The organism is Neorhizobium phenanthreniclasticum (assembly GCF_040066075.1).
Lineage (GTDB): Bacteria > Pseudomonadota > Alphaproteobacteria > Rhizobiales > Rhizobiaceae > Neorhizobium > Neorhizobium petrolearium.
Genome location: NZ_JBEAAL010000025.1, coordinates 92,041 through 116,505, shown reverse-complemented (window position 1 = coordinate 116,505; position 24,465 = coordinate 92,041). Strand labels below are relative to the sequence as shown.

Sequence of the window (24,465 nt, the reverse complement as noted above, 5' to 3'; positions counted from 1 at the left end):
CAGGCCAGAAGCCGCAACGCCATCCATGACGCGCTCGCAACCATCCTCCAAACCGTTTCTCCAAAAGAATGCCAGAACTATTTCAACGAGGCCGGATATGAACGGATCTAAAATCATCCCGCTCTAGATCCGCACTCGAGAACTACTATGAAGCCTTCGGTCATGAGGCGGCCGTCTGGATCGAAATACCTCGAGGGCGCTATGTCACCCTGTTTACGAGATCGAGGCTCTCCATCGTGGACTCCTCGGGCGGCGGCAACCACGACATCGGCGAACCGCCGGTTGAACCCATCGGAGTCCCGAAGACCGCCGCCCCGGGGATACCTCGTCGTTCGAGGTTCTGGCCTGTGGTCGTATCGGCGGCGGCGATAGTCTGCGTGACGGCCGGCGTTGCCGCGGGCACCTGGCTCTACAGCCGTCCTGTCCTCACGCAACCTCCCACCGTCGGCGTCGCTGTCGGAGCCTTGGATCCGGAGCTCGACGGCGAGGCGAGCCTGACGCGCGACATGCTGCTGACCGCGCTCACCCAATTCCAGACCCTGACCGTCAGTGCTGAACCGATTGGACCTCACGCATCCAAGACCGATTACCATGTCGAGATAAGATACTATGCGGATGGCGAAGACCGGAACGTCTGGTGGCAGATCGTTGAAGGCAAGTCCGGGCATCTCCTGAAAGCAGGAGTCGAAAACGTTAAGGCCAATGGCAAGAGCCCGGTAGCAATGCGGGAGGATGTCGCGGCCACGCTGTCCGGGAAGCTGGCTGCAACGAAAGGTGTCATCACTTTGCTCGAGTTGCGGAAAACTTCCGATAGTGCCCTTGGGAACGTCTGCGTGCTACACGCCGAAGGCGCGCTGGAGGATGGCGATGCCCGCAAGATCGGACGCGCAGCGAAATGCCTTGAAAGAACGCTCAAACTGGATCCAAAGCATGCGGACGCCGCCGCGGCGCTTTCGGTGATCACGGCATTGAATGCGGATGAGCATTCGACCGCTCGTGCGGTTCAACTCGCCGAGGATGCAGTTGCCGTCGATCCGCTTTCCGACCGTGTGCAGATGGCCATGGCACGCGCTCAGGTCGCGGCGGGCAAGACGGACGGTGCGCTGATCTCCGCCAACCGCGCACTTGCCTTGAACCCACACAATCCCGACGTAGCCGCCACCCTGGCGAGCGTCCTGTTCAGCGCTGGTTACTGGGACGCCGCGAACGATATGGCGGCAGACGCCGGGCGTTCGCCAGACCTCGTTCCGCGCGAAGCGATTCTGGTGAAGGCACTGGACGCTTACCGGAGGGGCGACTGGTCGGACGCCTCCCTGTTGGCGGAGCAGGTCACGGGAGGAGGCGTCGCGGGCATGCTGAAGGCTGCGGCGCTCGGGCAACTCGGATCTCCCGAGGCCGCACAGCGGCTATCGGAAGTCCGTGCGGAGTTTCCCGACTTCGAGAGCACGTTCCGCGCCAGAATGGTGGCTCATCGGTATAGGCCCGACCTCGTCGCGTCTATCGAGGACGGTCTGCGCAAGGCGGGAGCACGCTTCCGGCTGAAGACGCTGGCCAGCGCCTACGCGCGGGAAGACTGATCGCTCAGCGACGTAAACGGGCCGGCCATTTACAGTTACATTTACCGTAACGTACTTGTGTTTTCACCGAAGCGCCGGATGCTGCCCCTGAAAGCATCCGGCAATCAGATACGGCACGACAAGCATATCCGAAAGGCATTTTTCTTGGGTTAGTCGCCCTTCTTCTGCTGCCGTTCAGCCAGAAAGCCGGAGCAGGTTCCTATCTGCTTGGCTTCAAGGGATCGGTTGATGCGATCTTGCCACCGGCTGAGGTCTTCCGTCCGACGGCACGACATGCCCGGCACGTGGACAGCTTGATGAGCGATGGTTGCTGCGTCGCGATATCCGGAAAGGAGGCCAGGAATGAGCAAGGACGACGACCCTTCTCGGCTTCAGCTGGCGCTGACCTGGACCGTCGTCGCGCTCGCGATCGTCCTGCTGCTCTTCGGCATTCTGCTGCATGGCTTTTCGGCGGAGGTTCACCAGCGATTTTGGAGCGATATCTTCGGTCGGCTTGGCGGCCCTATGACCTTCCGGTTCATCCTGCAGCCGGCAATGGCGCTGCTCGCCGCGCTGCCGGACGGTATCTCCGATGCGAGGCACGGTCATTCCTCCTTCTTCTGGACGAACTGGAGGGATCCGACAGTCCGGCACGGTCGCCTGCGCGAAGGGCTTATCTCGACGGCGCGCGTCCTGTTCCTCGGCATCGGTATGGACGTCATTTATCAGCTGAGAGAGTTCGACCGGTTTTATCCGGCCGAGGCCGTGGTGATGGCGCTGCTGCTCGCCCTCATTCCCTATTTCGTCTTCCGCTGGCTTGTCGAACTCATCGCCGGCCGGTGGTTCGCCCGCAAACCCACTTCTTGAAACATGTGAGCTACATGGCCAATCCGCCCAAAGCAATTCCCCAAAGGCCTGCGAAACTGCCGGAAAGCCCGGTGCCGCCCATCCCGAAAGTCGACGAGTCGAAATCGGACGTCGCCTCGGTACAATATTCCGCCTACCGGACCAACCTATCCAACCACCGGACCGGCCTGTCGGAACACCGTACCTCCCTCTCGGAATACAGGAGCGACCTTTCCACGTACCGCACCGACCTTTCGACGGATCGCACCAAAATGTCGATGCGCCGGACCGGCATGTCTTTCCAGCGTACGCGGATGAGCGCCGACCGCACGCTGATGTCTGTGATCCGCACGTCGCTGTCGTTGATCTCCTTCGGCTTCACCATCTTCCAATTCTTCGAGAGGATGCGCGATGCTGGCACCATCACGCATGCCGCAGCACCCCGCAATTTCGGCGTCACGCTGGTCCTTCTGGGCATAGTGCTGCTCGTCTGCGGCATCATCTACCATCTTCAGTTCATGTTGGGATTGCGCCACGAGCGGGAGGCAATGCGGCGGGATGGGCTCGTTCATGCCGAAAGCAAATTTCCCCCTTCGATAACGCTGATCACCGCGATCCTGCTGCTGATCATGGGAGTCGTCGTCATCCTCAGCATGGTGTTTCAGGCCGGGCCGTTCGGATAACCGCCCGAGGAAACAGCCGGCTGCCCGGTTCGAAGGAGGAAGAAGCAGCCGGTTCCTACGACCTGAAGCCGGTCATCCGCGCAAGCAGCTATCAACAAGCAGCTATCAAATAGGGAGTTAGCACTATGGCCAAGACAGACAAGCCAAACATTCTCGTTATCTTCGGCGATGACATAGGGATGTGGAACGTCGGCGTCTATGCCAACGGCATGATGGGCGATACGCCCAACATCGACCGCATCGGGCGCGAAGGCATTATCTTCACCGATCACTACGGCCAGGCGAGCTGTACGGCGGGCCGCGCAGCCTTCATCATGGGGCAGGTGCCGGTTCGCACCGGCATGACGACCATCGGTATTCCAGGCTCGCCGCGCGGCATCCAGAAGGAGGATCCGACACTTGCCGAGGTGCTGAAATCGCAAGGTTATGCGACCAGCCAATTCGGTAAAAACCACCTGGGCGACCGCAACGAGTTCCTGCCGACGGTGCACGGCTTCGACGAATGGTTTGGCAACCTTTACCATTTGAATGCGGAAGAAGAGCCTGAGCAGCTCGATTACCCGGGACAGAAGAAACCCGAATACACCAAGAAATACGGGCCGCGTGGCGTGCTGCATGCCTGGGCGACAGACGAGGACGATTCATCCACGGACCCCGTCTTCGGCCGCGTCGGCAAACAGAAGATCGAGAACACCGGCATGCTGACACGCGAGCGCATGGAAACCTTCGACAGCGAGGTGCTGGAGCAAACGTTGAACTGGCTGGATAGGAACGGCAAGGGCGATAAGCCTTTCTTCTGCTGGTTCAATACGACCGCAATCCACATCTGGTCGCACCCGCAAAAGAAGTACGTGCAGATGGCGGTGGACGAAGGACGCGCCGAAGAGGACGTCGTGCGTGCGAAAATGCTGGAACACGACGAACACATCGGCGCGCTCCTGCAGAAGCTCGAGGAACTCGGCGTCGCCGACAACACCATCGTCGTCTACACCACGGACAATGGCAACGAGCTCATGTTGTGGCCCGACGGTGGTTATGCGCCGTTCCGCGGAGAGAAGGGAACGACCTGGGAAGGAGGGCTGCGGGTGCCATGCATGGTGCGCTGGCCGGAAAAAATACCCGCCCATTCCATATCCAACGGCATTCAGAGCCACGAGGACCTGTTTGTGACCCTCGCAGCGGCAGCCGGCTTGCCTGACCTCAAGGACAAGCTGCTCAAGGGGCACGAGATGAACGGTGCGACCTACAAGGTCCATCTGGACGGTTACAACAACCTCGACCACTGGACCGGCGCCTCTAAGAAGTCCGCCCGGCGCGAATTCTTCTACTACGACGAGACGGACCTGATGGCCGTCCGCGTAGACGCCTGGAAGATGCATATCGGCCTCAAATCGGAGGGCAGTTGGTGGAATGACAAGTATTATCCAAGCGTTCCATATCTCTTCAACCTGCTGATGGATCCCATGGAGAAGATCGATCCGGAGTCCCACGAATGGGGTTATGCGGGCCGCAAGTTCTTCGCCCAGAAGATGTGGGCGCCGACCGCCGGCCAGTCGTTCATCGGTGAGCATTTGAAGAGCCTGAAGGACTATCCGCCCCGGCAGGGCGCCGACACGCTCAGCCTTCACAAGGCCCTCGAAGCGGCGATGGCAAAGATGGAAGCTGCCAGAACGTCAAACAATTAGAGACCTTACCGCGGTCTTCCGGTCGCGACCGGAGGACCGCAACAGGAGGAAGATTCATGGCCAAGTCACCGAAGAACGGAAAGCCGAATATTCTCGTCATATGGGGCGACGATATCGGCATCTCCATGTTTACCGACAGCTATGGCGAGCAGTCCTGCACCGCCGGCCGGTCAGCCTTCATCACGGGCCAGAGCGTCTACCGTACCGGCCTTTCCAAGGTCGGGCTTCCCGGCGCACCCATCGGCATGTCCGACAAGCTCGTCACGATCGCGGCGCTTCTCAAGGAGCAAGGCTATGCGACGGGACAGTTCGGCAAGAACCACCTGGGCGACCTCAACCACATGCTGCCTACCAATCACGGCTTCGACGAGTTCTTCGGCAACCTCTATCACCTTAATGCCGAGGAGGAGCCGGAGATGGAGGACTATCCATCGCCGAAGGATTTTCCGAACTTTCGCGACAAGTTTGGGCCCCGCGGCGTCCTCCACACCTTCGCGACCGATGAGGACGATCCGACCAAGCACGAGCGCTGGGGCCGGGTCGGCAAGCAGAAGATCGAGGATACGGGACCGCTCAACCGAAAGCGCATGGAGACCTGCGACGACGACTTCGTAGCGGCCGCTCAGGACTTCATCCGTCGGCAGGAGGAGGCCGGCAAGCCTTGGTTCGTATGGCTCAATACCACGCACATGCATCTCTACACCCATACCAAGCCGGAGAGCCGGGGCCAGGCCGGGCGCTGGCAGTCCGGCTACCACGACACGATGATCGACCACGACAAGAATGTCGGCCAGATGCTCGATTTCCTCGACGAGATGGGCATCGCCGAAAATACCTTCCTGCAATACTCAACTGACAACGGTCCGCACCGCAATTCCTGGCCTGATGGCGGCACGACGCCCTTCCGCAGCGAGAAGAACACCAACTGGGAAGGCGCCTTCCGTGTGCCGATGCTGGTGCGCTGGCCCGGGAAGATCGAGGCCGGCTCGATCAGCAACGAAATCGTGCAGCACCACGACTGGCTGCCGACGTTTCTGGCGATAGCCGGCGCCCCTGACGTGGTGGACAAGCTGAAGAAGGGCTATCAGGCAATCGGGCGAACCTACAAAAACCATATCGACGGCTATAACCTGCTGCCCTACCTCACCGGCGAGCAAGAGAAAAGCCCGCGAAATTTCTACTTCTACTTCAGCGATGACGGCGATGTGCTGGCGATCCGCATGGACAACTGGAAGATCACGTTCATGGAGCAGCGCACGGCGGGCAAGCTTGCTGTCTGGCGGGACCCGTTCACGCGACTGAGGGCACCGGTCATCTACAACCTGCGCACCGATCCATACGAGTTCGCGACCGTCACATCCAACACCTACGACGACTGGATGATGCAGCACGCCTACCTCATCTACGCGGTGCAGGCTGTGGCGGGGAAGTTCGCGGAGACCTTCAGGGAATTTCCGGCCGTACAGAAGCCGAACAGCTTCACTATCGACGACGCGATGTCAAAGATGAGCGAGGCGGCAGGCGGCGACTGATGCCGTGTGCGGGCGGCGAGCAGTCGCCGCCCCTTTTCGAGGGAGCCAGGTGGCATGAAGGAATGGCTGATCGCCGTGACGGAGAACGGGATCGTCATCATCGACTGGATGGCGCTTGTCATCGTGCTGATCGGGACGGCAGAGGCATTCTTCGTCGGGCTGCGCGCGATGCTCAGCTCGCCCTCCGGTCATGAGCGGCGCGACATCTGGCTGCGTTACGCGCGCTGGCTGGTGGCGGCGCTCACCTTCCAGCTCGCAGCGGATATCATCGAAACATCGATCACAACGGATTGGGAGGCGGTGGGACGCATCGCAGCCGTCGCAGTGATCCGCACCTTCCTCAATTATTTCCTCGAACGGGATCTGGCGGAGGTCAGGGAACGCCAGAGCAAAGTTCTGAGTGCGCCATTGTCGAGCGTCCCGAGGGAGGAATAGCAATGTTTCGCCATGGCTCCGTTCTCTCTATGACGCCTTTCGCTGCCTTTGCCGAGTGGCCGGCGTCCGCGCTCGGCGACGTGAACTGCAGTGATTTCCTTCTTCCGTCTGGTGTATCGTCGTCACGATCAGACGGTGGGGGACAGATGTGACCGCGAGTTGCCGCTTCGAGCCGGATCGGGCATCCGGTCCCGGAAGGTGGCATTCGGACGCAACTTAACGGCATTCGAAGAAGGGAGCAGCGTCAACGGCAACATCAGACGGGGTATTGGGGATGGTCAGCGACCGGCCATACGACCTCAAGATCGAATCGGGAATTCCGCATGTGAACTTCTGAGAGGGGAAGAGGAATATGCCTGCACCGAAAGCGTACATGCTGGCAGCATCCGCAGTGGTTGCCGCCTCCTTTCTTTGTTTGGACAAGGCGAGAGCCACTGAGGCCGTTGCCGGCCGCTACATCCCGGGAGCGTTCGCCGGCCCAGGGGCGGGCATTGTACCGCCGACGCCCGGTTTCTATTGGGCAGTGTCAAACATTTACTACCATGGCGAAGCGGGTAGTGACGTGCCCTTTGGGGGGAGTTCGATCGCGGTCGGTCTTGAGGCCGATATCTGGGCGACAATTTTCGGCGGATTGTACGTCCCCGACTGGGATCTTCCCGGAAACTGGACCTATGGATTTCAGGCGGCGATCCCCGTGGGCTGGACCGGAGCTACAGCAACCGTCGGACCCTTCGACGCCGACGACGAGGTGGCGGGATTGGGCGACATTGCGTTTGCACCTATCATGCTTGGCTGGCACAACGATGCGCTCAACACGTTCTTCTCCACCTCCTTGACGATAACCGCCCCGACCGGCACGTGGGAGGAGGGAGAACTGGCCTTTGTCGGCCTCAATTATTGGACTTTTACTCCAGCAATCGGATTCACGCGCCTCGTTCCCGAGCATGGCCTGGACTTTTCTGCGAAGCTCGGCATCGACATCAACACCGAAAATCAGGACACCGATTATTACAGCGGTCGGACCGTATCTTTCCTATAAGGCGAAGCTGAGCGAAGAGACGGAAGTGAGTTTGTCCCTCAAATGGCTGCACGAGGTGGAAGTGGAAAACCGCATGAAAGGTGATGCGATCTTCCTGGACATCAGCGGGAAATTCTGACCGGCTGGCGCATAACGGTAGCTCGGGTTCATCGGTCGAGGCCGTTCATGTCTCCTTGGGTGCCGGGCTATGAAGCAGACCCTTGTGCCCGTGCCACGTCTGATGTTCCGCCCTCGAGATGTTCCGGTATCTCGCGAAAGATCGCTCCGGATGCTCGTTCGATCAGCTTTGGGGCGAAGCGTTCACGCCCTCCGCCGCCGCCGTCTGGATTTGCTGCGAGCGAAGCGCCATCGCCGCCGCCGCGCCGTCTTTTTCTTCGCCGCCGACCTGTACCATGGGGTGCGCGAAGCTGATGCCGTTCTGCTGGAATGCCTCCCTGATCATCGCGTAAGCCCGCCGTCGGATCATGGACTGGAACTGGCTCGGCTTCAGCATCATGCCGAAGCTCAAGTCTATCCCGTAGTCGCCGAACTTCTCGACCCCCTTCATCTTGAGGGTTTCGATGATGAGAGGCTCGAATTCCGGGTCCTTCTGAAGTTCCTTACCGACCGCCTTGGTAAGTTTCTTCACCTGCGCGACGTCGGTGTCGTAGGCAACCGAGATTATGAATTTCACAACCGCCCAATCTCGGCTCATGTTCTGGACGGCGCCGAGTTCGCCGAAGGGTACGGTATAGACCGGACCCCGGTGATGGCGCAGCCGCACGGAGCGCAGGCTGAATCCTTCCACGGTCCCCTTGTAGCTACTGGCCTGGATGTATTCGCCGACCCGGAAAGCATCATCGAGCATATAGAAAATGCCACTGATGACATCCTTGACGAGCGTCTGGGAACCGAATCCCAGCGCCACGCCGAAAACGCCTGCACCCGCCAACAGCGGGCCGATCTCGACTCCGAGTTCCGACAACACTATCAGTCCAGTCATGACGATGACCATGGCCGCAAGAGCGTGCCGGAAGATCGGCAGAAGTGTACGAAACCTGGCGCGTCGCGCGGCCTCTGCCGGCGACATGCCACCGCTCTGCTCCGCGGCTGCCATGCTCCTATCGATCCAGGTCTTCGCGATCTGCCAGGCGAGATCGGCAATGAGAAGCACAACGACGCTTTTCAACAAGCCGTAGAAGATCGCCGCAACCGTAGGATTCATGTGGCCGAGCGAGTCCGGATTGAACTGCCAGACCAGCGCCAGCCAACCGAGGGCGGCCGCCACTGCGAGTGCTCGCGCGCCTCGGACAATCAGAACCCCCCGCAGACTATGGGGGTCGGCTGGGGATAAGGATGCGGCTGCGCGTCCAACCGCCCTCAGAGCCTCCGGCAGCAGGAGCGCGTATAAGCTCAACCAGAACAAGCCCTTGAGATCGAGGCACCAGAACATCCATACGATTACGAGGAACGCCGTGAGCAGTATTTTGCGGGAAACCGGAATGTGCCGGCTCGACCATACGGCCTCGGATGCGAGAACAAGCACGAGTACGGAAAAACCTAGAGAAACGGCATCCGAAACAGCCGGATCCACGCCGGTATAGCCGCCGGCCAATACGGTTGCCATCGCGAATGCCGCGATGCCCAGGATGATGTGCGCCCGCACCCGCGATGCCGGCTGCTCGACCAAGGCGAGCGCGATCAGCACGGAACCGACGCGGTAAAGGACGAAGGCCGAGATATAGGCCAACAGGACAACGCGTACGAGCGGCGGCCAGTTGAAGGCAAAGAAAACGATGGCCATAGTGATCGCGAACACCGCGACCGGGGCTAGTTCGCGGATAACGAGGTTCGAGAAGCGTTGGGTGCGACGGTAGATCCACTCCGCAGCGAGGCCGAGAGCTAGCAGCCCTGCGAGGATGATAAAGACGGGAGCGTAACCACTTGAGACAGCGTCCTCTCGAATTCTCACGGCGGCGGCCGATATTTCACTGGGAATTCGCGGAAAGGCCGCCAACGTCTGGTCTAGCCGAGCCCGAGTAGAGCTTTCCCATGCGGCAAGGTCGGATGAAGGACCGTTAACGGTCGCGGCAGCCGCCGTCGCCCCCGCAGGCCGGGGTGCCCCGTTTTCCAGCCAGGTACGGATCTCAGGATCCTGCAGCAACCGCACAAGATCGTCGATCTTCTGTTGCGGCGGGGTCTGCGCCAATGAAGGCCATGCCAACAGGAGCGCCAGGAAGAGTGCGATCAGCCACTTCATTAGTCGGCCTCTTGAGTGGAAACTGGGAGTCTATGCCCGCGAAGATCTGCCAGCGCGGCTTGCCGTTCATACGGCTCCCATGGACTGGCTATGCACATGAAGCCACAAGGGAGGCTCTTGTGGAAGTAGGTAACAGTAAATGCAGGTGCAGACGCGCGTAAACGTCGGCAAAGAAGGGCTCTACGGGGATGAATTTCCACCCAGCGGAGGACGCATCGACTTCTCGATCGGCAGTAAGGTTGGCGCATCGCGCTCGGCGTCATGCTCGGGACAAGCCCACTGCTGTCCGGTTTAAGTTTCCATTACTGGCATCGTTGGACCTAAATCGGGTTCGAAGCGCGAAGAGGACCAATTTGATGGTGGCTTGCGGTTTGAGCAGGCTGAACGTTTGGCTTTCGTGCAGTGACCCCGGACGTGTGCTCGGTTGGAATTGCGTCTTTCCCGGGCCTGCCAGGCGTGGCAGGAACGCGACCGCTAAAGTTCGTTCGATAGCGTGTGGGCGAAACTCCCATGATCCGTCGGAACGTTGCGCTGAACGCGCTATCGGATGTGTAGCCCAGTGAGGCGGCGATGGAGGTTACAGGTTCGCGGCTACGGCGCAGCCTCGCTGCGGCAAGCCGCATCCGCCAGCGCGCAAGATAGTACATCGGCGACACGCCAACGCTTACTTTGAAATGACTGGCGAAGGCCGATCGCGACTGGCCCGCAAGACATGCAAGTTCGGCTAGGGTCCAACTGCGGACGGGATCCGCATGAATCGCTTCCCAAGGCTTGCCAATGCGCGAGTCCGTGAGCCCGGCGAGCCAATTCCCCGGCGCTGGCGGCAGATCGGCGACATAGGCTCGGAGCGCATGGATGAACATGAGTCGAAGCAGATCATTGCAGGCGAGAAGCGAGCCAGGTCCAGCGTTTCGCCACTCCCGATCGAGTTGCTCCAGCAGCCAGTGCACGGCAGAAGCGGCCTCGCCAGAAATGAGGATCGCAGCCGGCAAGACATCCGTGAGGATCGCGCCGTTCACCGTATCGAAGCGCACGCTGCCGCCGATCAGGTGCGTGTCATCGCCGTCGCCGCAATGCCCGCTTTGTCCGAAGTCACCAAACACCGCCACCGCAGGTATCGGCGGTACGCCCGGTGAACTGGCGAGCGTGAACGCGTCACGGACCACAACGAAGCAGTCGCCCTCGCTGAGTTGCCGGGGCGGCAGGCCCTCGCTCGTGGTCAGCCAGCATGTGCCCCGCCGTAGTGCGCAGAATTTGATGTAGTCGGGCGCCGGAAAGCGGATCGCCCAATCTCCTCCGGCGGTCAGCGTCACCGACGCGACAGCGTGTGCGTCAACGAGTCGGAGGACATCGGAAAGACCATCATTGGGCGCATTTTGGACGATCACGACAGCAAACCGGACGCAGATGAATGGATCATCTCGTTTTCTTAGCCGAAACTGAGCCACAGCACCATGTCTGGCGGGGTAAGGATGATATTGCCGGTTCAAATACCAATCGGATCAGGGTTTGATGCGGCCACGACGGCGGCCGATGTGATCGGAGACGCCGGCCTGAACGGGCATACTGCGATCGTGACCGGTGGCTACTCCGGCATCGGACTGGAGGCGATCCGCGCGCTGGCCGGCGCTGGCGCAAACGTGATTGTTCCTGCCCGGGACGTGGAAAAGGCGGCCGGCGCCTTGCACAAGATGGAGCGGGTCGAACTGGAAACGCTGGCGCTGACCGATACCGCTTCCATGGCCAGCTTCGCGGAACGCGTCGTCTCTGCCGGTCGCACCGTTTCCATCCTCATCAATAGCGCAGGTATCATGGCCACCCCGCTCACGCGCTATGCCGATGGCCATGAAGGGCAATTCGCCACCAACCATCTTGGTCATTTCCAGTTCACCCTTGCGCTGTGGGCCGGCGCTCAAGGCGGCGGGAGGATCGGGACGGAACTGCCACGAGCGCAAAGGCGAGCGCCGAGAATACGATCGGCACGAGGGTATGGTTCGGAATGATCGCATGGGGAGGCCGCCGGCATACGTCGACGATGGTCTGCTTCTTCAGACCAGGTCATAAAATACATCCTACTTGCTGCTTTTCCGAAGATACTTAAAGATGCGTATCAACGAACCAGTAGGGACGAATTTTATAAATATATTTGTCTAAATCCGACTGTTTATTTGGGGGTCTCATAGTGTATGTTTGAATTTATTCAAGGATATAATCTTGTATCACTGGCGAGGTTTTTATGAAGGGTGCCAGCATTGATTGTCGATCGTTACCACGTCCTGAGCACGCTTAGTGTGAAGCAAAACGATCATCCCACCCGACGAAGCAAGCCGAATGGAGAATAGTCGTTCTGCCATGGATGACGAGGGGATAAGTTATGACAGACATGAAGCCAAATGAGCCGATCGATCCCGACCGTCGGGATCTGCTTGCCTTCGGGCTGGGCGCGACGATGCTTGCGTTGCTCCCGAGCTGGCCGGCCACAGCACAATCAACCACAGTCCAAAACCCAACCGTTGAAAGGAACCAAAGCATGGCCACCATCACCACACGCGATGGCGTCGAGATCTTCTACAAGGACTGGGGCCTGAAGACCGCCCAGCCCATCATGTTCCACCATGGCTGGCCGCTGTCATCCGACGACTGGGACACGCAGATGCTGTTCTTCCTGCAGAACGGCTATCGGGTCGTGGCTCACGACCGGCGGGGCCACGGGCGCTCGGCACAGGTCAGCGAGGGTCACGATATGGACCATTATGCCGCTGACGCCGCAGCGGTCGTCGAGCATCTCGATCTTAGGAACGTCGTTCATATCGGCCACTCTACCGGCGGCGGCGAGGCGACGCATTATGTGGCCAGGCATGGGCAGCCGCAGGGCCGGGTAGCCAAGCTGATCATCATCGGCGCGGTTCCCCCGATTATGGTGAAGACGGCAGCCAATCCTGGCGGCTTGCCGATCGAGGTTTTCGACGGACTGCGAAAGGCGCTCGCCGACAACCGTTCCAAATTTTACGTCGATCTGCCGTCGGGTCCCTTCTACAGCTTCAACCGGCCCGGTGCACAGCCGATCCAAGCCGTCATCGACAACTGGTGGCGTCAAGGCATGATGGGGGGCGCCAAGGCCCACTATGACGGGATCAAAGCCTTCTCCGAGACCGATTTCACCGAAGATCTGAAGGTCATCACCGTGCCGACCCTCGTCATGCACGGTGACGACGATCAGATCGTGCCGATAGCGGACTCCGCCCTCCTTTCGGCCAAGCTCCTGAAGAACAGCACGTTGAAGGTCTACGAGAAATTTCCGCATGGCATGTGCACCACCCATGCCGACGTGGTCAACCCGGACCTCCTCGCTTTCGTGAAGGGCTGAGATCCAGGCCGACGCTCTGGCGCCGGCCTTCTAATCACGTTCTAACGGAGACAGTTTCATGAAGATCGTCGTTATCGGCGGCAGCGGATTGATCGGGTCGCGCACCGCAGCACTCCTGCGCGAAGCCGGTCACGAGGTGCTCGCCGCCTCACCCAGCACGGGCGTCAACACCCTCACCGGCGAAGGCCTCCCGGAAGCCCTCGCCGGCGCAGAAGTGGTGGTCGATGTCGCCAACTCGCCCTCGTTCGAGCCGCAAGCGGTACTCGCCTTCTTCGAGACCTCGGGTCGCAATCTGCTTGCCGCCGAACGCGCGGCCGGTATCCGCCATCATGTTGCCCTCTCCATCGTCGGCACCGACCGCATGCCCGACAACGGCTACTTTCAGGCCAAGGTGGCCCAGGAGAAGCTGATTGAAGGCTCGGGCGTCCCCTTACAGCGTCGTGCGTGCCACCCAGTTCATGGAGTTCCTCGGCGCCATCGTCGAAACCAGTGTTGTCGATGGGATCGTCCGCCTACCGGACGGTTTGTTTCAGCCGATTGCCGCGGACGACGTGGCCGCCATCGTGGCAGAAACAGCTACCAACGCTCCACGGGGCGTGCATTTCGATATTGCGGGTCCTGATCGGGCGCCTTTCGATCGGATCGTCGCGCGCTATCTCGAGGCGATCGGTGATAGCCGAAGCGTCGTGAGTGACCGGAAAGCGCGATACTTCGGTGGGACGGTCGTGGAGACGTCGCTGGTACCGCTTGGCGAGGCGAGACTCGGTCGCAGCTCGCTCGACGACTGGCTTGGCGCCCACCGGCCCACTTGATGCTTCTAACCTTCGGGGATACGCCCATGAGATACTATCTTTTCCCATTGCTCCTGGCTGCGGCGTACGCCGTGCCTGCATCTGCCGATGATGTGCCGGGAGCCAAGAGCGCGAAAATCACGCTCGTCTACGAGCATGCGCTCCCGGATGTGCCCGGTAAGAGCATTCGCGGCGTTCTCGTAGAATATGGCCCCGGCGGCTACTCACCGGCACACACGCACGCGAAGTCGGCGATCATCTATGCGACGGTCCTGGAAGGCGCCGTAAAAAGCCAGATCAATGGAGGGCCGGTTCGGACCTTCAAGGCTGGCGAAAGCTTCACGGAATTACCGGGCGACCATCACGGCCTCAGCGCAAATGCCAGTGATGCGGAGCCGTCGAAGCTGTTGGCAGTGTTCGTCGTCAATACCGACGAGAAGGTGCTGACCATCCCGGATGAGAAGTGACCCGCAGCCGCCGCTCGCTGCACCCTGCGGGCGGCCACCCAGCAAGATCCGGAGGTAACCATGACCGAAACTGCCAGTAGAATGCTTGCAGGAATGTCCGTCCCTGACACGCCGCTCGTGGACAAAGCGATTGAATACGCGCGGGAGAAATGTGAGCCTTATCTGTTCAATCACGTGGTCCGTTCCTGGCTTTTCGCAGCGCGGCTCGGGCAGATCGAAGGCGTTGTGCACGATGCGGCGGTCGTTGCAGTCGGGACGCTACTGCACGATATCACGCTGAACGAAAGGTTCGCCGGACCACGCCGTTTCGAGGTGGAAGGGGCGGATCTTGCACGAACATTCGCGACTGAGAGCGGCGTCGATGGTCGCCGCGCGCAATTGATCTGGGATAGCGTCGCCCTCAACTCGACCCCTTCGATCGGCCTGTACAAGGAACCAGAGGTCGCGCTCTGCACCGCGGGGATCGGCCTTGATGTCATCGGTTGGCGCTACGACGCCATCCCCGCCGCCGAGCTGGTGAGGATTGTCTCGGAATTTCCCAGGCTGGGAATGAAGCAAAAAATGACGAAGTGCTTTTGTTGCATCGTCGAGAAGAATCCGGAGACGACGTATGACAACTTCGCGCGTGATTTCGGCGAACGGTTCGTTCTAGGCTACAAGGCGCCCTCGGTGGTGGATCTGGTCTTGAACGCCCCCTTCGACGAATGAGGTCCGCGGCGACTCTGCGACCGGCCTGCTCGCTGTAGGCAACCCATCAGGAGACCGTCAATTGATGCTCATATTTGAGCATCCAGTCCCGCATCTCGCGGAGCGTCGGCATCAAGTCGATTCCGGCTTGCGACAGCTCATACTCGACGCGCGGCGGAATCTCCGCGAAAGCACTACGGATCACGATGCCGTTGTTGGCGAGATCGCGGAGCTGCTCAGTCAGCATATGCTGGGTCACTCCCGGGAGTCGGCGGCGCAATTCGCCGAACCGGAGCGGCCCTTCGACCAGGATGCAGACAATTTCGATCTTCCATTTGCCCGTAATGGCGCGAATGGCTCGCTGGAAGCGCAGAATGTCGATTGGCTCCGGGCCTGTGCATCCGGCGCATTCGTCTTCGTCGTAGAGACGTGGTTCAGTGGTCTGATTTTTCATGCTGGGTCTGAAAATCCATCCTACTTGATAATCTCATATAACAGCTCGATGTTGCGGTAAAGCAAACAATCAGAGTGATATTATGAGCAAGATATTGGTTACGGGTGGTTCGGGTTTCGTCGGGAGCCACATAGTTGCAAAGCTTCTGAAGGAAGGTCATCAGGTTCGAACGACAATACGGAGCCCCCAGCGTGAAGCCGAAGTCCGGGCGATGGTGCGCAATGATGGTGTTGAAGCCGACCAGAAGCTTTCCTTCAGCCAGGCCGATCTGACCGATGACCATGGGTGGCCCGTTGCTGTCGCCGGATGTGACTATGTGCTGCACGTCGCTTCGCCGTTTCCACAGATTGCCCCGGAGAATGAGGACGAACTGATCGTCCCGGCGCGTGATGGCACCTTGCGCGTCTTGCGCGCCGCGAGAGATGCCTGTGTGAGGCGTGTCGTGCTGACCTCCTCGTTCGCGGCTATCGGCTATGGCCACACCAACTATGACAAGGTCTTCAACGAGGAGGATTGGACGGATCCGAACGGTCCGGACATGCAGCCCTATATCAAATCCAAGGTTCTTGCCGAGCGAGCGGCCTGGGAATTCATGGCGCGTGAAGGCGACGCTCTTGAATTAACCGTTATCAATCCCGTCGGTATTTTCGGGCCGGTTCTGGGGCCGGATATTTCTGCTTCGATTGCCTTCATCAAGCAGCTTCTCGAAGGGGCTCCGCCCCTGCCTGGCTTGAATTTCGGCATGGTCGATGTCCGCGATCTTGCCGATCTCCACATCCTCGCAATGGCGGCGGAGGCGGCAAGGGGACAGCGCTTCATCGCGGTGAGCGGCGATGTCGTCACGCTGTTCGATATCGCCAAGGTCCTCAGGGAGAATCTCGGCGAGTTCGCTGCGAAGGTGCAAGCACCGCTGATAGAAGAAGCGACGAGAGCACCCATTCGCAGGAGCACCAGCGAGAAGGCCAGGCGAATGCTGGGATGGCGTCCTCGGGCTCAGGAGGAAACCATCACCGACACAGCCCGGAGTCTATTTCACTACGGTGTCGTAGGCTTGGATTAGCGGCCGGATGAGGCGGTGATCGTTTCGGCGTATTTGCCCGGGATGCTCGAGCGCGGGCCAGCCTCCACCGAAAGCGGTCTCCGGTCTTCGACGACGATCACGACCGCGAACGGGGCGGCTCAAAGCAAAAAGTGACCGGTCGTGGGTTCCAGCCCGTTCAAGACCATGAACGACTGGCAACGGCGGTAATCTTCTGCCGTTGTCCTAATGCGCTTGGCTCGTTGCCTAAAACAGCAGAGCGCAAATGTCGAAAATGTACATGACTGATCACCGCTGGTTATCTCGTCAGTACCGGGAGCGATTATGCGGGCGATGATCTTTGCCTTAAACGGGTAACAGGGAGGACCCTCATGAAAACGATCTTCGTCCTTTTTGACTCGCTCAACCGCGACGCTCTCGGCTGTTATGGCGGAACCGGCATCGCCACGCCCAATTTCGACCGGTTCGCCGAGCGCTGCGTTACCTTCGACAGACACTATGCCGGCTCGCTGCCCTGCATGCCGGCACGGCGCGATCTGCATTCCGGCCGGCTTAACTTCATGCACCGCTCCTGGGGACCTCTGGAGCCATACGACAATTCGTTTGCGCAGATCATGAAGGGGAAGGGCGTCTATACCCACCTGATCACCGATCACCTGCACTACTTCGAAGACGGCGGGCATGGTTTTCACACGAAATTTTCGAGCTACGACTATATCCGCGGGCAGGAATACGATCCTTGGGTTCCGATGGTCGCGCCGCCGCTGGACATGATCGCCGAGAAATTCGACCAGCGGCATTACAATGTCAAAAAACCGAGCAAGCGGCTGCAGCATGCGATCAACCGGACCGAGATGCAGCAGGAGCAGGACATGCCCGGTCCGCGCTGCTTTGCCTCGGCCTTTGATTTCCTTGACCGCAACCGGATGGCCGACAATTGGTTCCTGATGCTCGAATGCTTCGATCCACATGAGCCTTTCCATGCGGCGGATCGCTTCAAGGAACTGTATGCGACAGGTTACCAGGGCAGCATCCTGGACTGGCCGCATTACGACAGGGTGGCCGAAAATCCGGAAGAGATGACCGAGATCCGCGCGAATTATGCGGCGCTTGTGGCGATGTGCGACGACTATTTCGGCAAGCTGCTCGACTACATGGATGAACATCATATGTGGGACGACACCTGCGTCGTGCTGAGCACCGACCATGGGTTCCTCCTGTCGGAACATGGTTGGTGGGGCAAGATCCGCATGCCCTATTACGAGGAAATCTCCCATATTCCGCTGATGATACATCACCCGGATTTCAAGAACCGGGCAGGAGAGCGCCGGCTGAGCCTGACCCAGACCGGTGACCTGATGCCGACCTTCCTGGATTTTTACGGCCTGGAGATCCCAGGTGAGGTGCGAGCCCGCAGCCTGCTGCCGCTGCTCGAAAAGGATGTCCGCCAGCGCGATGTTGCGGCATTCGGCGTGTTTTCCGGGCCGATCGGCGTGACGGATGGCGAATGGGTGCTCTATCACTATCCGCCGAATGTTCTGGCGGACGGACTGGTGGAATACACGCTGGCGCCCGCGCATATGACCGTGCCGTTCGATGCGGAAGAACTGCGCACGGCCAGGTTGGCGCCGCCGTTTGATTTTACCAAGGGCATACCGCTGCTCGCCATTGATGCCTTGAAGGGCGTGCCTCGTCCGCCCGGGAATGACAGCAAGGGTTTCGAGGATCTCGGCACGCGTCTCTACAATGTCATCAACGATCCGAAGCAGGAAATAACTGTCGAGGATGCCGGACATCAGGCACGGCTCACGCGTCTACTGCTCGGTGAACTCGCGGCACACGATACGCCGCCGGAAGTCTATCGGTGGTATGGGCTTACGCAATAGCCTTCAAGGCCCCGCTTGCGAGGCCTTTTTCTTGTCGGATCGACTGGCCATTGCAAAGGGAGTCGCCTTCTCGAGGAATTTCCGCATCACCTTGATCGGCGGAAAATCCTTAGAGGAGCGATGATAGGTGATGCCGGTCGGAATGCTCCAATGGAAACCTTCCATATGGATTTCGCGCAATTGCAGGGTCGAATAGCTCTGGGCGAGCGGCACCGGCATGCAGGCGATGAAATTGTGCTCGACCAGCATCTTGAGCGCAATCTGCAGGGAATGAGATTCGAGCGCAAGCGGCGGTGCTGGCAGGTCATGGCTTGCAAAAAATCGATCGATCTTGCCGTTCGCCAGTCCACCGCTGAACAGGCTCAGCCAGGGATAGTCGAGAAGCTTCTCGGGCGTGATCTCGCCCCCGTCGAACAGCGGATGCTGGCTGGATGCGAACAGTGAATTCTCCTGATCGTAGAGGATATCCGTGATGAAATCGCGGCCTAGTCCGTCGATCTCGGTGGGAATGCCGCCAGCATAGCATCTCAGATCACCGCGCTGCAGCAGCGGCAGAAGATCCGCGCCGACACCGGTCGACACTGCGACCCGCAGGTTCGGGAAATTGGTACGCAGGTCGGCCAGCATGTTGGGAAAATAGACTGCCGAATAAACTGGTCCGCCGCCGATGCGCATCTCGCCGCCGAGGCCGCGCGTTTGCACCTTGAGTTCGACCAGCGATGCATTCCATGACGCCTCGATCTCCCGTGCCCGGTGTCGGAAGAGCTCGCCCGCCTCGGTTAGCCGCACGCCACCCGGTAGCCTCACGAACAGCGAGCAGCCGAGATCCTGCTCGAGCAGGCGGATCGATTTGGTCAACGCCGGCTGGCTGACATTGATCGCCCTTGCTGCCGCGTGAAAGCTTCCCTGTTCCGCAACACTCAGAAAATGATGCAGCCGCCAGATATGATGCATCGCCACAAGCGATATCCCCAGGTTATCGACATCGATGTGAGAGGTATTAGCGCAAGCCGAAGACTGCCGCTAGTTTCCGCTCATGGAGGATCGTTGATGCGTGCAGTTTTTGTGCTGTTCGACTCGTTGAACAGGCTTGCTCTGGGTTGTTATGGGGGAACAGCTGTTCCGACGCCGAATTTCGATCGGTTTGCAGCGCGGTCTCTGACCTTCGATAATCATTATGTCGGCAGCCTGCCCTGCATGCCGGCGCGGCGCGACCTTCATACAGGGCGTCTCAACTTCATGCACCGATCCTGGGGACCTCTCGAACCCTTCGACAATTCCATGCCGGAGCTTCTGAAGAAGAACGGCGTTTACACACATCTCCTGACTGACCACTTCCACTATTTCGAAGACGGCGGAGCGACGTATCATTCCCGTTATTCGACCTGGGATTTCGTGCGCGGCCAGGAGTACGACACCTGGAAGGCGTTGGTTCAGCCGCCGCTCGATCGCTTCCGCAAAGAGTATTCCAACCAGCATTATAACGGTCCGAACCAGGCGAACCGCCTGCAGCATCAGATCAATCGGGAGTTCATCAAGGAAGAGAAGGATTTCCCGGCCGTCCAGTGCTTTGACCGGGCGTTCGAATTCCTGGACAACAACCGCGGCGCCGACAACTGGATGCTGCATCTGGAATGCTTCGATCCGCACGAGCCCTTCTACACGCCGAAGCGGTTTCGCGAGAAGCTCAAGACGAATTATGACGGCCCGATTATAGATTGGCCGAAATACGCGCCGGTTTCAGAAAGCGAGGACGAGGTCGCCGAAATACGCGCAAATTATGCTGCCCTGGTCGCTATGTGCGACGAATATTTCGGCAGTCTGCTCGACTATTTCGATACCCACAATCTCTGGGAAGACACATGCCTCATCCTGACGACCGACCATGGTTATCTCCTGTCAGAGCATAATTGGTGGGCGAAGAACGTCATGCCCTATTATGAGGAGATTTCGCATATACCGCTTATCGTTCACCACCCGAAGCTCGGCGCCCGCAAAGGGACGCGCACCAATGTCGTGACGCAGACACCTGACCTGATGCCGACGATCCTCAAGCTCTTCGACCAGGAGATTCCAGCCGAGGTGCAGGGCGCTTCGGTTCTCGAACTGGTGGAAAGCGAGAAGCAGGAAAGGTCGGTGATCTTCGGCATGTTCGGCGGCGCGATCGGCGTGACCGACGGCAGGCATACCTGCTTTCTTTATCCGCCTGATCTCGATGACGAAAATCTCAGGGAATACACCCTGATGCCGACGCATCTGCACAGCTTCTTCGCGCTGGACGAGCTGAAGACGGCAGAGCTTCACGAGCCGATGGATTTCACCAAGGGCCTGCCGGTGCTGAGCATTCGGGCACTGGACGATGCCCGACGCCCGCCCGGCGGCGACCGCACCCATTTCAAGAGCTTCAAGACGGCGCTCTACGACAATGTTGCAGACCCGTACCAGCAGAACCCGCTCGATGCACCGGACCTGGAGGAGCGCTTCAAGGACGCCATATCGGCCATCCTCCGACAGCATTCCGCAACACCGGAATTCTTCGACTGGATGGGTCTGGAACAATCGTAGAGCGAGATTTCAATTCAGGGAGGAGAACCGAAATGTCCAAAAGAAAAATTGGCAGATACACGAGAAGGACGCTGGGCAGGCTTCTTGCCGGCCTTTCCCTCGCAGCATGCCTCACGTCGCCGGCATTTGCGCAGGATGCGGGCACGATCAGAATCCTGATCAGCCAGTCGCCCTGGCTGAACTCGTTCGTATCGCTTGTCGATCAATACCAGAAGGATACCGGCACCAAATTCCAGCTCGACGTGACGCCCTTCGGCGGCATGGTCGACAAGATGCGCAACTCGGTTCGCGCCCAGCAGGGTTCGTACGATATTATCAATATCAATGCCCAAGGGCTCGCGGAAATGTATGCCGGCGGTTTCCTGAGGCCGCTCAAGGAGATCGATTCCAGCTTTTCCCTGCCGGAGGGTGTGCTGGATTTCGGTGGTTCGGCCCACTGGAACGCCTCCAAGAACAGCTTCGATCCCAAGGGGGAGCTCCTCGGTGTTCCGACCAATGGCAACGTCCTGGTGCTTTATTACCGGAGCGACCTCTACAAGCAGGCCGGGTTGAAGGTCCCGCAGACCTGGGATGATCTGCTGGCCAATGCCAAGAAGCTGCACAATCCGCCGAAGACCTACGGCTTTGTGTCGCGTGGTACGCGTGAATCGATCCTGTTCGATTTCTCGCCCGTCCTCTTCAGCCATGGTGGCAGCTTCTTTGCAGATCCGGAAACCGGCGATTTTTCGGTGACGCTCAACAGCCCGCAGGGCTTGCAGGCGCTGGAGACGTTCATCAAGCTCAACAAGGAAGTTGGCGCGGGCAATGCCGGCGCGCTTGAACAGGCCGAACTGATCCAGCTCCTTTCCACCGGCAAGGCAGCCCAGGGCACTGCGGTCATCGCAGCCGTCGCCGACCTTCAGGACCCCAACAAGTCGATCGTCACCGACACGATCGAAACCGCGCTTCTGCCGGCCGGCCCGGGCGGCAAGCACGCGTCGGTCGCCGGCCACTGGATGGCGGGCATTCCGAAGAACGTGCCGGAAGCCAACCAGAAGGCGGCGCTGAAATTCCTCAAGTGGTTCCTGCAAAAGGATACGCAGGTTGCCTACACACAGGCTGGCGGCATCCCGATCCGCAAGGACCTCAGCGATACCGCACTTGCCGGCGATCCAGCCTACCGTTTCATCAAGGCGTTTTCGGAAAATGCCGATGTCGCCAAGATGAATACGCCGCTTAAGGAAGGCGTGCGTATGAAGGAGGTCATTTCGCTTTATCTCAACCGGGCGCTGATCGGTGAGATTTCCGCCAAGGATGCTCTGAACGGCGCCGCGACCGAGATGAATCAGATTTTGACTGCGGCCGGCTACAAGCTCACTCCTCCCAAGATGCTGTGAGCCGCACGGTGTCCGGGACACCATGCCCGGACACCCCTTTCTGGAGTTATCTTTCACAATGGCGATACGTCCCATAGACGCGACGAAAATCGAACGCGCTAATTTCTGGTGGAGGGCTGGCTCCCTTGCACCTGCCATCATCGTCCTCGCTCTTCTGTCGATCTGGCCGGTCTTCAATTTGGCTTATCTGAGCCTTTCCGACGTCAAGTGGGTGTCCGGCTCGGCCGTCGTCGATTTCGTCGGGTTGCGAAATTTTCATGAGCTTTTCACCGGCGAGGAGGTCTACTGGGCCGGTGTCAGGAACACGATCATTTTTGCGATTTGCGCCGTCACGTTGCAGATGATTTTTGGGTTCACTATGGCGCTTGCGGTGCGTCGTGCTTCAAAGATCGGCAGGAGCGTGCTGACCGCGGTCTTCCTCTTGCCCATCGTCATTCCTCCGATCGTCATCGGGGCCATGTGGCGCCTTCTGCTTGGCCGTGATTTCGGTATCGTCAATTCCTTGCTGAGCTTCCTGAGCCTGCCGCAGGTGGACTGGCTCGGCGATCCGCGGTTCGCGCTGATGTCCGTTGTCGTTGTTGACGTCTGGCACTGGACGCCCTTCGTGTTCCTCCTGACGCTTGCCGGCCTGGAATCGCTCGACCAGGAAGTGTTCGAGGCTGCCAAGCTGGACGTCAAGAACCGCTGGCAGGAATTGCGCTACGTGACCATCCCGCTGATGATGCCGACCATCCTGATCACGCTGGCATTCCGCATGATCCTTTCCTTCAAGGTCTTCGACGAGGTCTTCCTGCTGACGGGCGGTGGTCCCGGTACGGCGACCGAAGTCATCAATTTCTCGATCAACCGCGTTTTCTTCGCGCAGGATCGGGTCGGAATGGGATCGGCAATGTCTCTCCTGACGATCTTCGGCGTCGCCGCACTGATCGTCGTTGCAAATACCGTGGTCCGCCGCCGCCGCAAACAGAAGGATGCCGCAGCATGAATGCCAAGAGAAGCCTCAGCGGCATCGGCGGAAACGTGATGGCTTGGGGTTATGCCCTGATCATTCTGGGCCCGATGCTGTGGATCCTGTCCAATTCGTTCAAACGGCAGATCGACATCCTGATGGGCACAACGGTTGCGCCATTCACGCTCGTCAATTACCAGCTCATCATCAATTCACGGCAATCGCACTTCCTCTGGAATCTCTGGAATAGTGCCGTTGTGGCAGTGATCTCGACACTGCTGGTACTGGCCATCGCAACAGTTGCGGCCTTCACCGTGGCGCGCCTCCAGCCGCCGCGCTGGGTGACATTCATCCTGCTCGGCTGGGCGCTGGTCTTCCACATGCTACCGACGCTGACATTCGTCGGGTCCTGGTACGTGATGTTCACGCAGGTCGGCCTGCACGGTACCTATACGGCGCTTATTCTGGCGCAGGTGGTGCAGGGGCTACCGATGGCGCTATTTTTGATGATCGGCTTCGTGATGAACATCCCGAAGGAACTCGTTCAGGCGGCGCGGCTTGACGGCTGCACCTATGCGCAGGTCTTCCGTCACCTGATCTTCCCCCTGTCGCTCGGCGGCATGGCAGCGGCCGGTGCGCTCGCCTTCATCTCGGCCTGGAGCGATTTCGCGATTGCTCTCAATCTCTCCAACACGGATACGATGACCGCACCCGTGGCGATCGCTACCTTCGCCCAGGAACACCAGATCCTCTATGGGCAGATGGCCGCCGCCTCCATGCTCTCCATGATCCCGGCGCTCGCCTTTATCATGTTCGGGCAACGTTTCGTCGTGCGCGGTCTTCTCGCCGGCGCCGTTAAATAGGAAAAC

General features: G+C 59.4%; 21 protein-coding genes and 2 pseudogenes. 19 read left to right on the top strand and 4 right to left on the bottom strand.

Annotated elements, in window-relative coordinates; all coding sequences use genetic code 11:
• From ABK249_RS25795 to ABK249_RS25760, 8 genes and pseudogenes are all read left to right on the top strand, one after another.
• A pseudogene (locus ABK249_RS25795) lies at window positions 1-111 on the top strand (IS630 family transposase); the annotation flags it as partial.
• A gap of 125 nt (window positions 112-236) precedes the next feature.
• Window positions 237-1,577: a tetratricopeptide repeat protein gene (locus ABK249_RS25790; RefSeq protein WP_348864432.1), complete on the top strand. Its 1,341-nt coding sequence runs from the start codon at window positions 237-239 to the stop codon at window positions 1,575-1,577.
• Window positions 1,578-1,919: 342 nt separating this feature from the next.
• Window positions 1,920-2,423 (top strand): hypothetical protein, encoded by a 504-nt coding sequence (locus ABK249_RS25785; protein ID WP_227705834.1) that lies wholly within the window; start codon window positions 1,920-1,922, stop codon window positions 2,421-2,423.
• A 14-nt stretch (window positions 2,424-2,437) separates the two neighbouring features.
• Window positions 2,438-3,085: a YidH family protein gene (locus ABK249_RS25780; RefSeq protein WP_037145520.1), complete on the top strand. Its 648-nt coding sequence runs from the start codon at window positions 2,438-2,440 to the stop codon at window positions 3,083-3,085.
• Between the two features lie 125 nt (window positions 3,086-3,210).
• Entirely contained in the window at window positions 3,211-4,770 is a 1,560-nt protein-coding gene (locus ABK249_RS25775; RefSeq protein ID WP_037145521.1) for an arylsulfatase, read from the top strand.
• Between the two features lie 56 nt (window positions 4,771-4,826).
• Window positions 4,827-6,302, top strand: a complete 1,476-nt coding sequence (locus ABK249_RS25770; RefSeq protein ID WP_348864431.1) for an arylsulfatase — start codon at window positions 4,827-4,829, stop codon at window positions 6,300-6,302.
• A 54-nt stretch (window positions 6,303-6,356) separates the two neighbouring features.
• Entirely contained in the window at window positions 6,357-6,737 is a 381-nt protein-coding gene (locus tag ABK249_RS25765; RefSeq protein WP_037145524.1) for a DUF1622 domain-containing protein, read from the top strand.
• 352 nt (window positions 6,738-7,089) lie between these two features.
• Window positions 7,090-7,776 (top strand): SphA family protein, encoded by a 687-nt coding sequence (locus tag ABK249_RS25760; protein ID WP_348864429.1) that lies wholly within the window; start codon window positions 7,090-7,092, stop codon window positions 7,774-7,776.
• Window positions 7,777-8,056: 280 nt separating this feature from the next.
• On the opposite strand, the gene ABK249_RS25755 is transcribed toward ABK249_RS25760, so the two are convergent.
• Both ABK249_RS25755 and ABK249_RS25750 read right to left on the bottom strand, forming a co-directional pair.
• Complete coding sequence (locus ABK249_RS25755; RefSeq protein WP_227705835.1) at window positions 8,057-10,015, bottom strand: mechanosensitive ion channel family protein; 1,959 nt, start codon at window positions 10,013-10,015, stop codon at window positions 8,057-8,059.
• Between the two features lie 320 nt (window positions 10,016-10,335).
• Window positions 10,336-11,403: an AraC family transcriptional regulator gene (locus ABK249_RS25750; protein WP_227705836.1), complete on the bottom strand. Its 1,068-nt coding sequence runs from the start codon at window positions 11,401-11,403 to the stop codon at window positions 10,336-10,338.
• A 147-nt stretch (window positions 11,404-11,550) separates the two neighbouring features.
• Here ABK249_RS25750 and ABK249_RS25745 point away from each other — a divergent pair, with 147 nt between their 5' ends.
• The 5 genes and pseudogenes from ABK249_RS25745 (at window position 11,551) to ABK249_RS25725 (ending at window position 15,348) form a co-directional block, all read left to right on the top strand.
• Window positions 11,551-12,018: an SDR family NAD(P)-dependent oxidoreductase gene (locus ABK249_RS25745; RefSeq protein WP_227705837.1), complete on the top strand. Its 468-nt coding sequence runs from the start codon at window positions 11,551-11,553 to the stop codon at window positions 12,016-12,018.
• A 527-nt stretch (window positions 12,019-12,545) separates the two neighbouring features.
• Entirely contained in the window at window positions 12,546-13,382 is an 837-nt protein-coding gene (locus ABK249_RS25740; protein ID WP_348864426.1) for an alpha/beta fold hydrolase, read from the top strand.
• Window positions 13,383-13,440: 58 nt separating this feature from the next.
• Window positions 13,441-14,194, top strand: a pseudogene (locus tag ABK249_RS25735) (SDR family oxidoreductase).
• A gap of 26 nt (window positions 14,195-14,220) precedes the next feature.
• Window positions 14,221-14,640: a cupin domain-containing protein gene (locus tag ABK249_RS25730; protein ID WP_037145531.1), complete on the top strand. Its 420-nt coding sequence runs from the start codon at window positions 14,221-14,223 to the stop codon at window positions 14,638-14,640.
• A 60-nt stretch (window positions 14,641-14,700) separates the two neighbouring features.
• The gene (locus ABK249_RS25725) at window positions 14,701-15,348 is read left to right on the top strand and encodes an HD domain-containing protein (RefSeq protein WP_227705839.1); all 648 of its coding nucleotides are present in this window, start codon (window positions 14,701-14,703) and stop codon (window positions 15,346-15,348) included.
• Between the two features lie 46 nt (window positions 15,349-15,394).
• Here ABK249_RS25725 and ABK249_RS25720 read toward each other — a convergent pair whose 3' ends face one another.
• The gene (locus tag ABK249_RS25720) at window positions 15,395-15,781 is read right to left on the bottom strand and encodes a winged helix-turn-helix transcriptional regulator (protein ID WP_227705840.1); all 387 of its coding nucleotides are present in this window, start codon (window positions 15,779-15,781) and stop codon (window positions 15,395-15,397) included.
• A gap of 82 nt (window positions 15,782-15,863) precedes the next feature.
• On the opposite strand from ABK249_RS25720, the gene ABK249_RS25715 reads away from it, so the two are divergent.
• Both ABK249_RS25715 and ABK249_RS25710 read left to right on the top strand, forming a co-directional pair.
• Window positions 15,864-16,841 (top strand): SDR family oxidoreductase, encoded by a 978-nt coding sequence (locus ABK249_RS25715; RefSeq protein WP_348864425.1) that lies wholly within the window; start codon window positions 15,864-15,866, stop codon window positions 16,839-16,841.
• Between the two features lie 350 nt (window positions 16,842-17,191).
• Complete coding sequence (locus ABK249_RS25710) at window positions 17,192-18,706, top strand: sulfatase (protein WP_348864424.1); 1,515 nt, start codon at window positions 17,192-17,194, stop codon at window positions 18,704-18,706.
• A gap of 3 nt (window positions 18,707-18,709) precedes the next feature.
• On the opposite strand, the gene ABK249_RS25705 is transcribed toward ABK249_RS25710, so the two are convergent.
• A complete protein-coding gene (locus ABK249_RS25705) occupies window positions 18,710-19,660 on the bottom strand; it encodes a LysR family transcriptional regulator (protein WP_348864435.1) in 951 nt (316 codons plus the stop codon).
• A gap of 96 nt (window positions 19,661-19,756) precedes the next feature.
• Here ABK249_RS25705 and ABK249_RS25700 point away from each other — a divergent pair, with 96 nt between their 5' ends.
• Genes ABK249_RS25700 through ABK249_RS25685 form a run of 4 tightly spaced genes read left to right on the top strand, consistent with a single transcriptional unit; the run spans window position 19,757 to window position 24,459 of the window.
• On the top strand, window positions 19,757-21,271 hold the full coding sequence (locus tag ABK249_RS25700) for a sulfatase (protein WP_348864423.1): 1,515 nt from the start codon (window positions 19,757-19,759) through the stop codon (window positions 21,269-21,271).
• Between the two features lie 32 nt (window positions 21,272-21,303).
• The gene (locus ABK249_RS25695) at window positions 21,304-22,647 is read left to right on the top strand and encodes an ABC transporter substrate-binding protein (RefSeq protein WP_348864422.1); all 1,344 of its coding nucleotides are present in this window, start codon (window positions 21,304-21,306) and stop codon (window positions 22,645-22,647) included.
• A gap of 58 nt (window positions 22,648-22,705) precedes the next feature.
• Entirely contained in the window at window positions 22,706-23,632 is a 927-nt protein-coding gene (locus tag ABK249_RS25690; RefSeq protein ID WP_227705844.1) for a carbohydrate ABC transporter permease, read from the top strand.
• Window positions 23,629-24,459 carry a carbohydrate ABC transporter permease gene (locus ABK249_RS25685; protein WP_348864421.1) on the top strand — a complete coding sequence of 277 codons (831 nt, stop codon included), beginning with the start codon at window positions 23,629-23,631 and terminating at the stop codon, window positions 24,457-24,459. Before ABK249_RS25690 ends, ABK249_RS25685 begins: the two co-directional genes overlap by 4 nt.
• Window positions 24,460-24,465: the final 6 nt, after the last annotated feature.

Coding starts and splice junctions, on each gene's coding strand:
- ABK249_RS25785 (WP_227705834.1), top strand. CDS start 1,920: ATGAGCAAGGACGACGACCCTTCTCGGCTTCAGCTGGCGCTGACCTGG.
- ABK249_RS25780 (WP_037145520.1), top strand. CDS start 2,438: ATGGCCAATCCGCCCAAAGCAATTCCCCAAAGGCCTGCGAAACTGCCG.
- ABK249_RS25775 (WP_037145521.1), top strand. CDS start 3,211: ATGGCCAAGACAGACAAGCCAAACATTCTCGTTATCTTCGGCGATGAC.
- ABK249_RS25770 (WP_348864431.1), top strand. CDS start 4,827: ATGGCCAAGTCACCGAAGAACGGAAAGCCGAATATTCTCGTCATATGG.
- ABK249_RS25765 (WP_037145524.1), top strand. CDS start 6,357: ATGAAGGAATGGCTGATCGCCGTGACGGAGAACGGGATCGTCATCATC.
- ABK249_RS25760 (WP_348864429.1), top strand. CDS start 7,090: ATGCCTGCACCGAAAGCGTACATGCTGGCAGCATCCGCAGTGGTTGCC.
- ABK249_RS25755 (WP_227705835.1), bottom strand. CDS start 10,015: ATGAAGTGGCTGATCGCACTCTTCCTGGCGCTCCTGTTGGCATGGCCT.
- ABK249_RS25740 (WP_348864426.1), top strand. CDS start 12,546: ATGGCCACCATCACCACACGCGATGGCGTCGAGATCTTCTACAAGGAC.
- ABK249_RS25730 (WP_037145531.1), top strand. CDS start 14,221: ATGAGATACTATCTTTTCCCATTGCTCCTGGCTGCGGCGTACGCCGTG.
- ABK249_RS25725 (WP_227705839.1), top strand. CDS start 14,701: ATGACCGAAACTGCCAGTAGAATGCTTGCAGGAATGTCCGTCCCTGAC.
- ABK249_RS25720 (WP_227705840.1), bottom strand. CDS start 15,781: ATGAAAAATCAGACCACTGAACCACGTCTCTACGACGAAGACGAATGC.
- ABK249_RS25715 (WP_348864425.1), top strand. CDS start 15,864: ATGAGCAAGATATTGGTTACGGGTGGTTCGGGTTTCGTCGGGAGCCAC.
- ABK249_RS25710 (WP_348864424.1), top strand. CDS start 17,192: ATGAAAACGATCTTCGTCCTTTTTGACTCGCTCAACCGCGACGCTCTC.
- ABK249_RS25705 (WP_348864435.1), bottom strand. CDS start 19,660: ATGCATCATATCTGGCGGCTGCATCATTTTCTGAGTGTTGCGGAACAG.
- ABK249_RS25700 (WP_348864423.1), top strand. CDS start 19,757: ATGCGTGCAGTTTTTGTGCTGTTCGACTCGTTGAACAGGCTTGCTCTG.
- ABK249_RS25695 (WP_348864422.1), top strand. CDS start 21,304: ATGTCCAAAAGAAAAATTGGCAGATACACGAGAAGGACGCTGGGCAGG.
- ABK249_RS25690 (WP_227705844.1), top strand. CDS start 22,706: ATGGCGATACGTCCCATAGACGCGACGAAAATCGAACGCGCTAATTTC.
- ABK249_RS25685 (WP_348864421.1), top strand. CDS start 23,629: ATGAATGCCAAGAGAAGCCTCAGCGGCATCGGCGGAAACGTGATGGCT.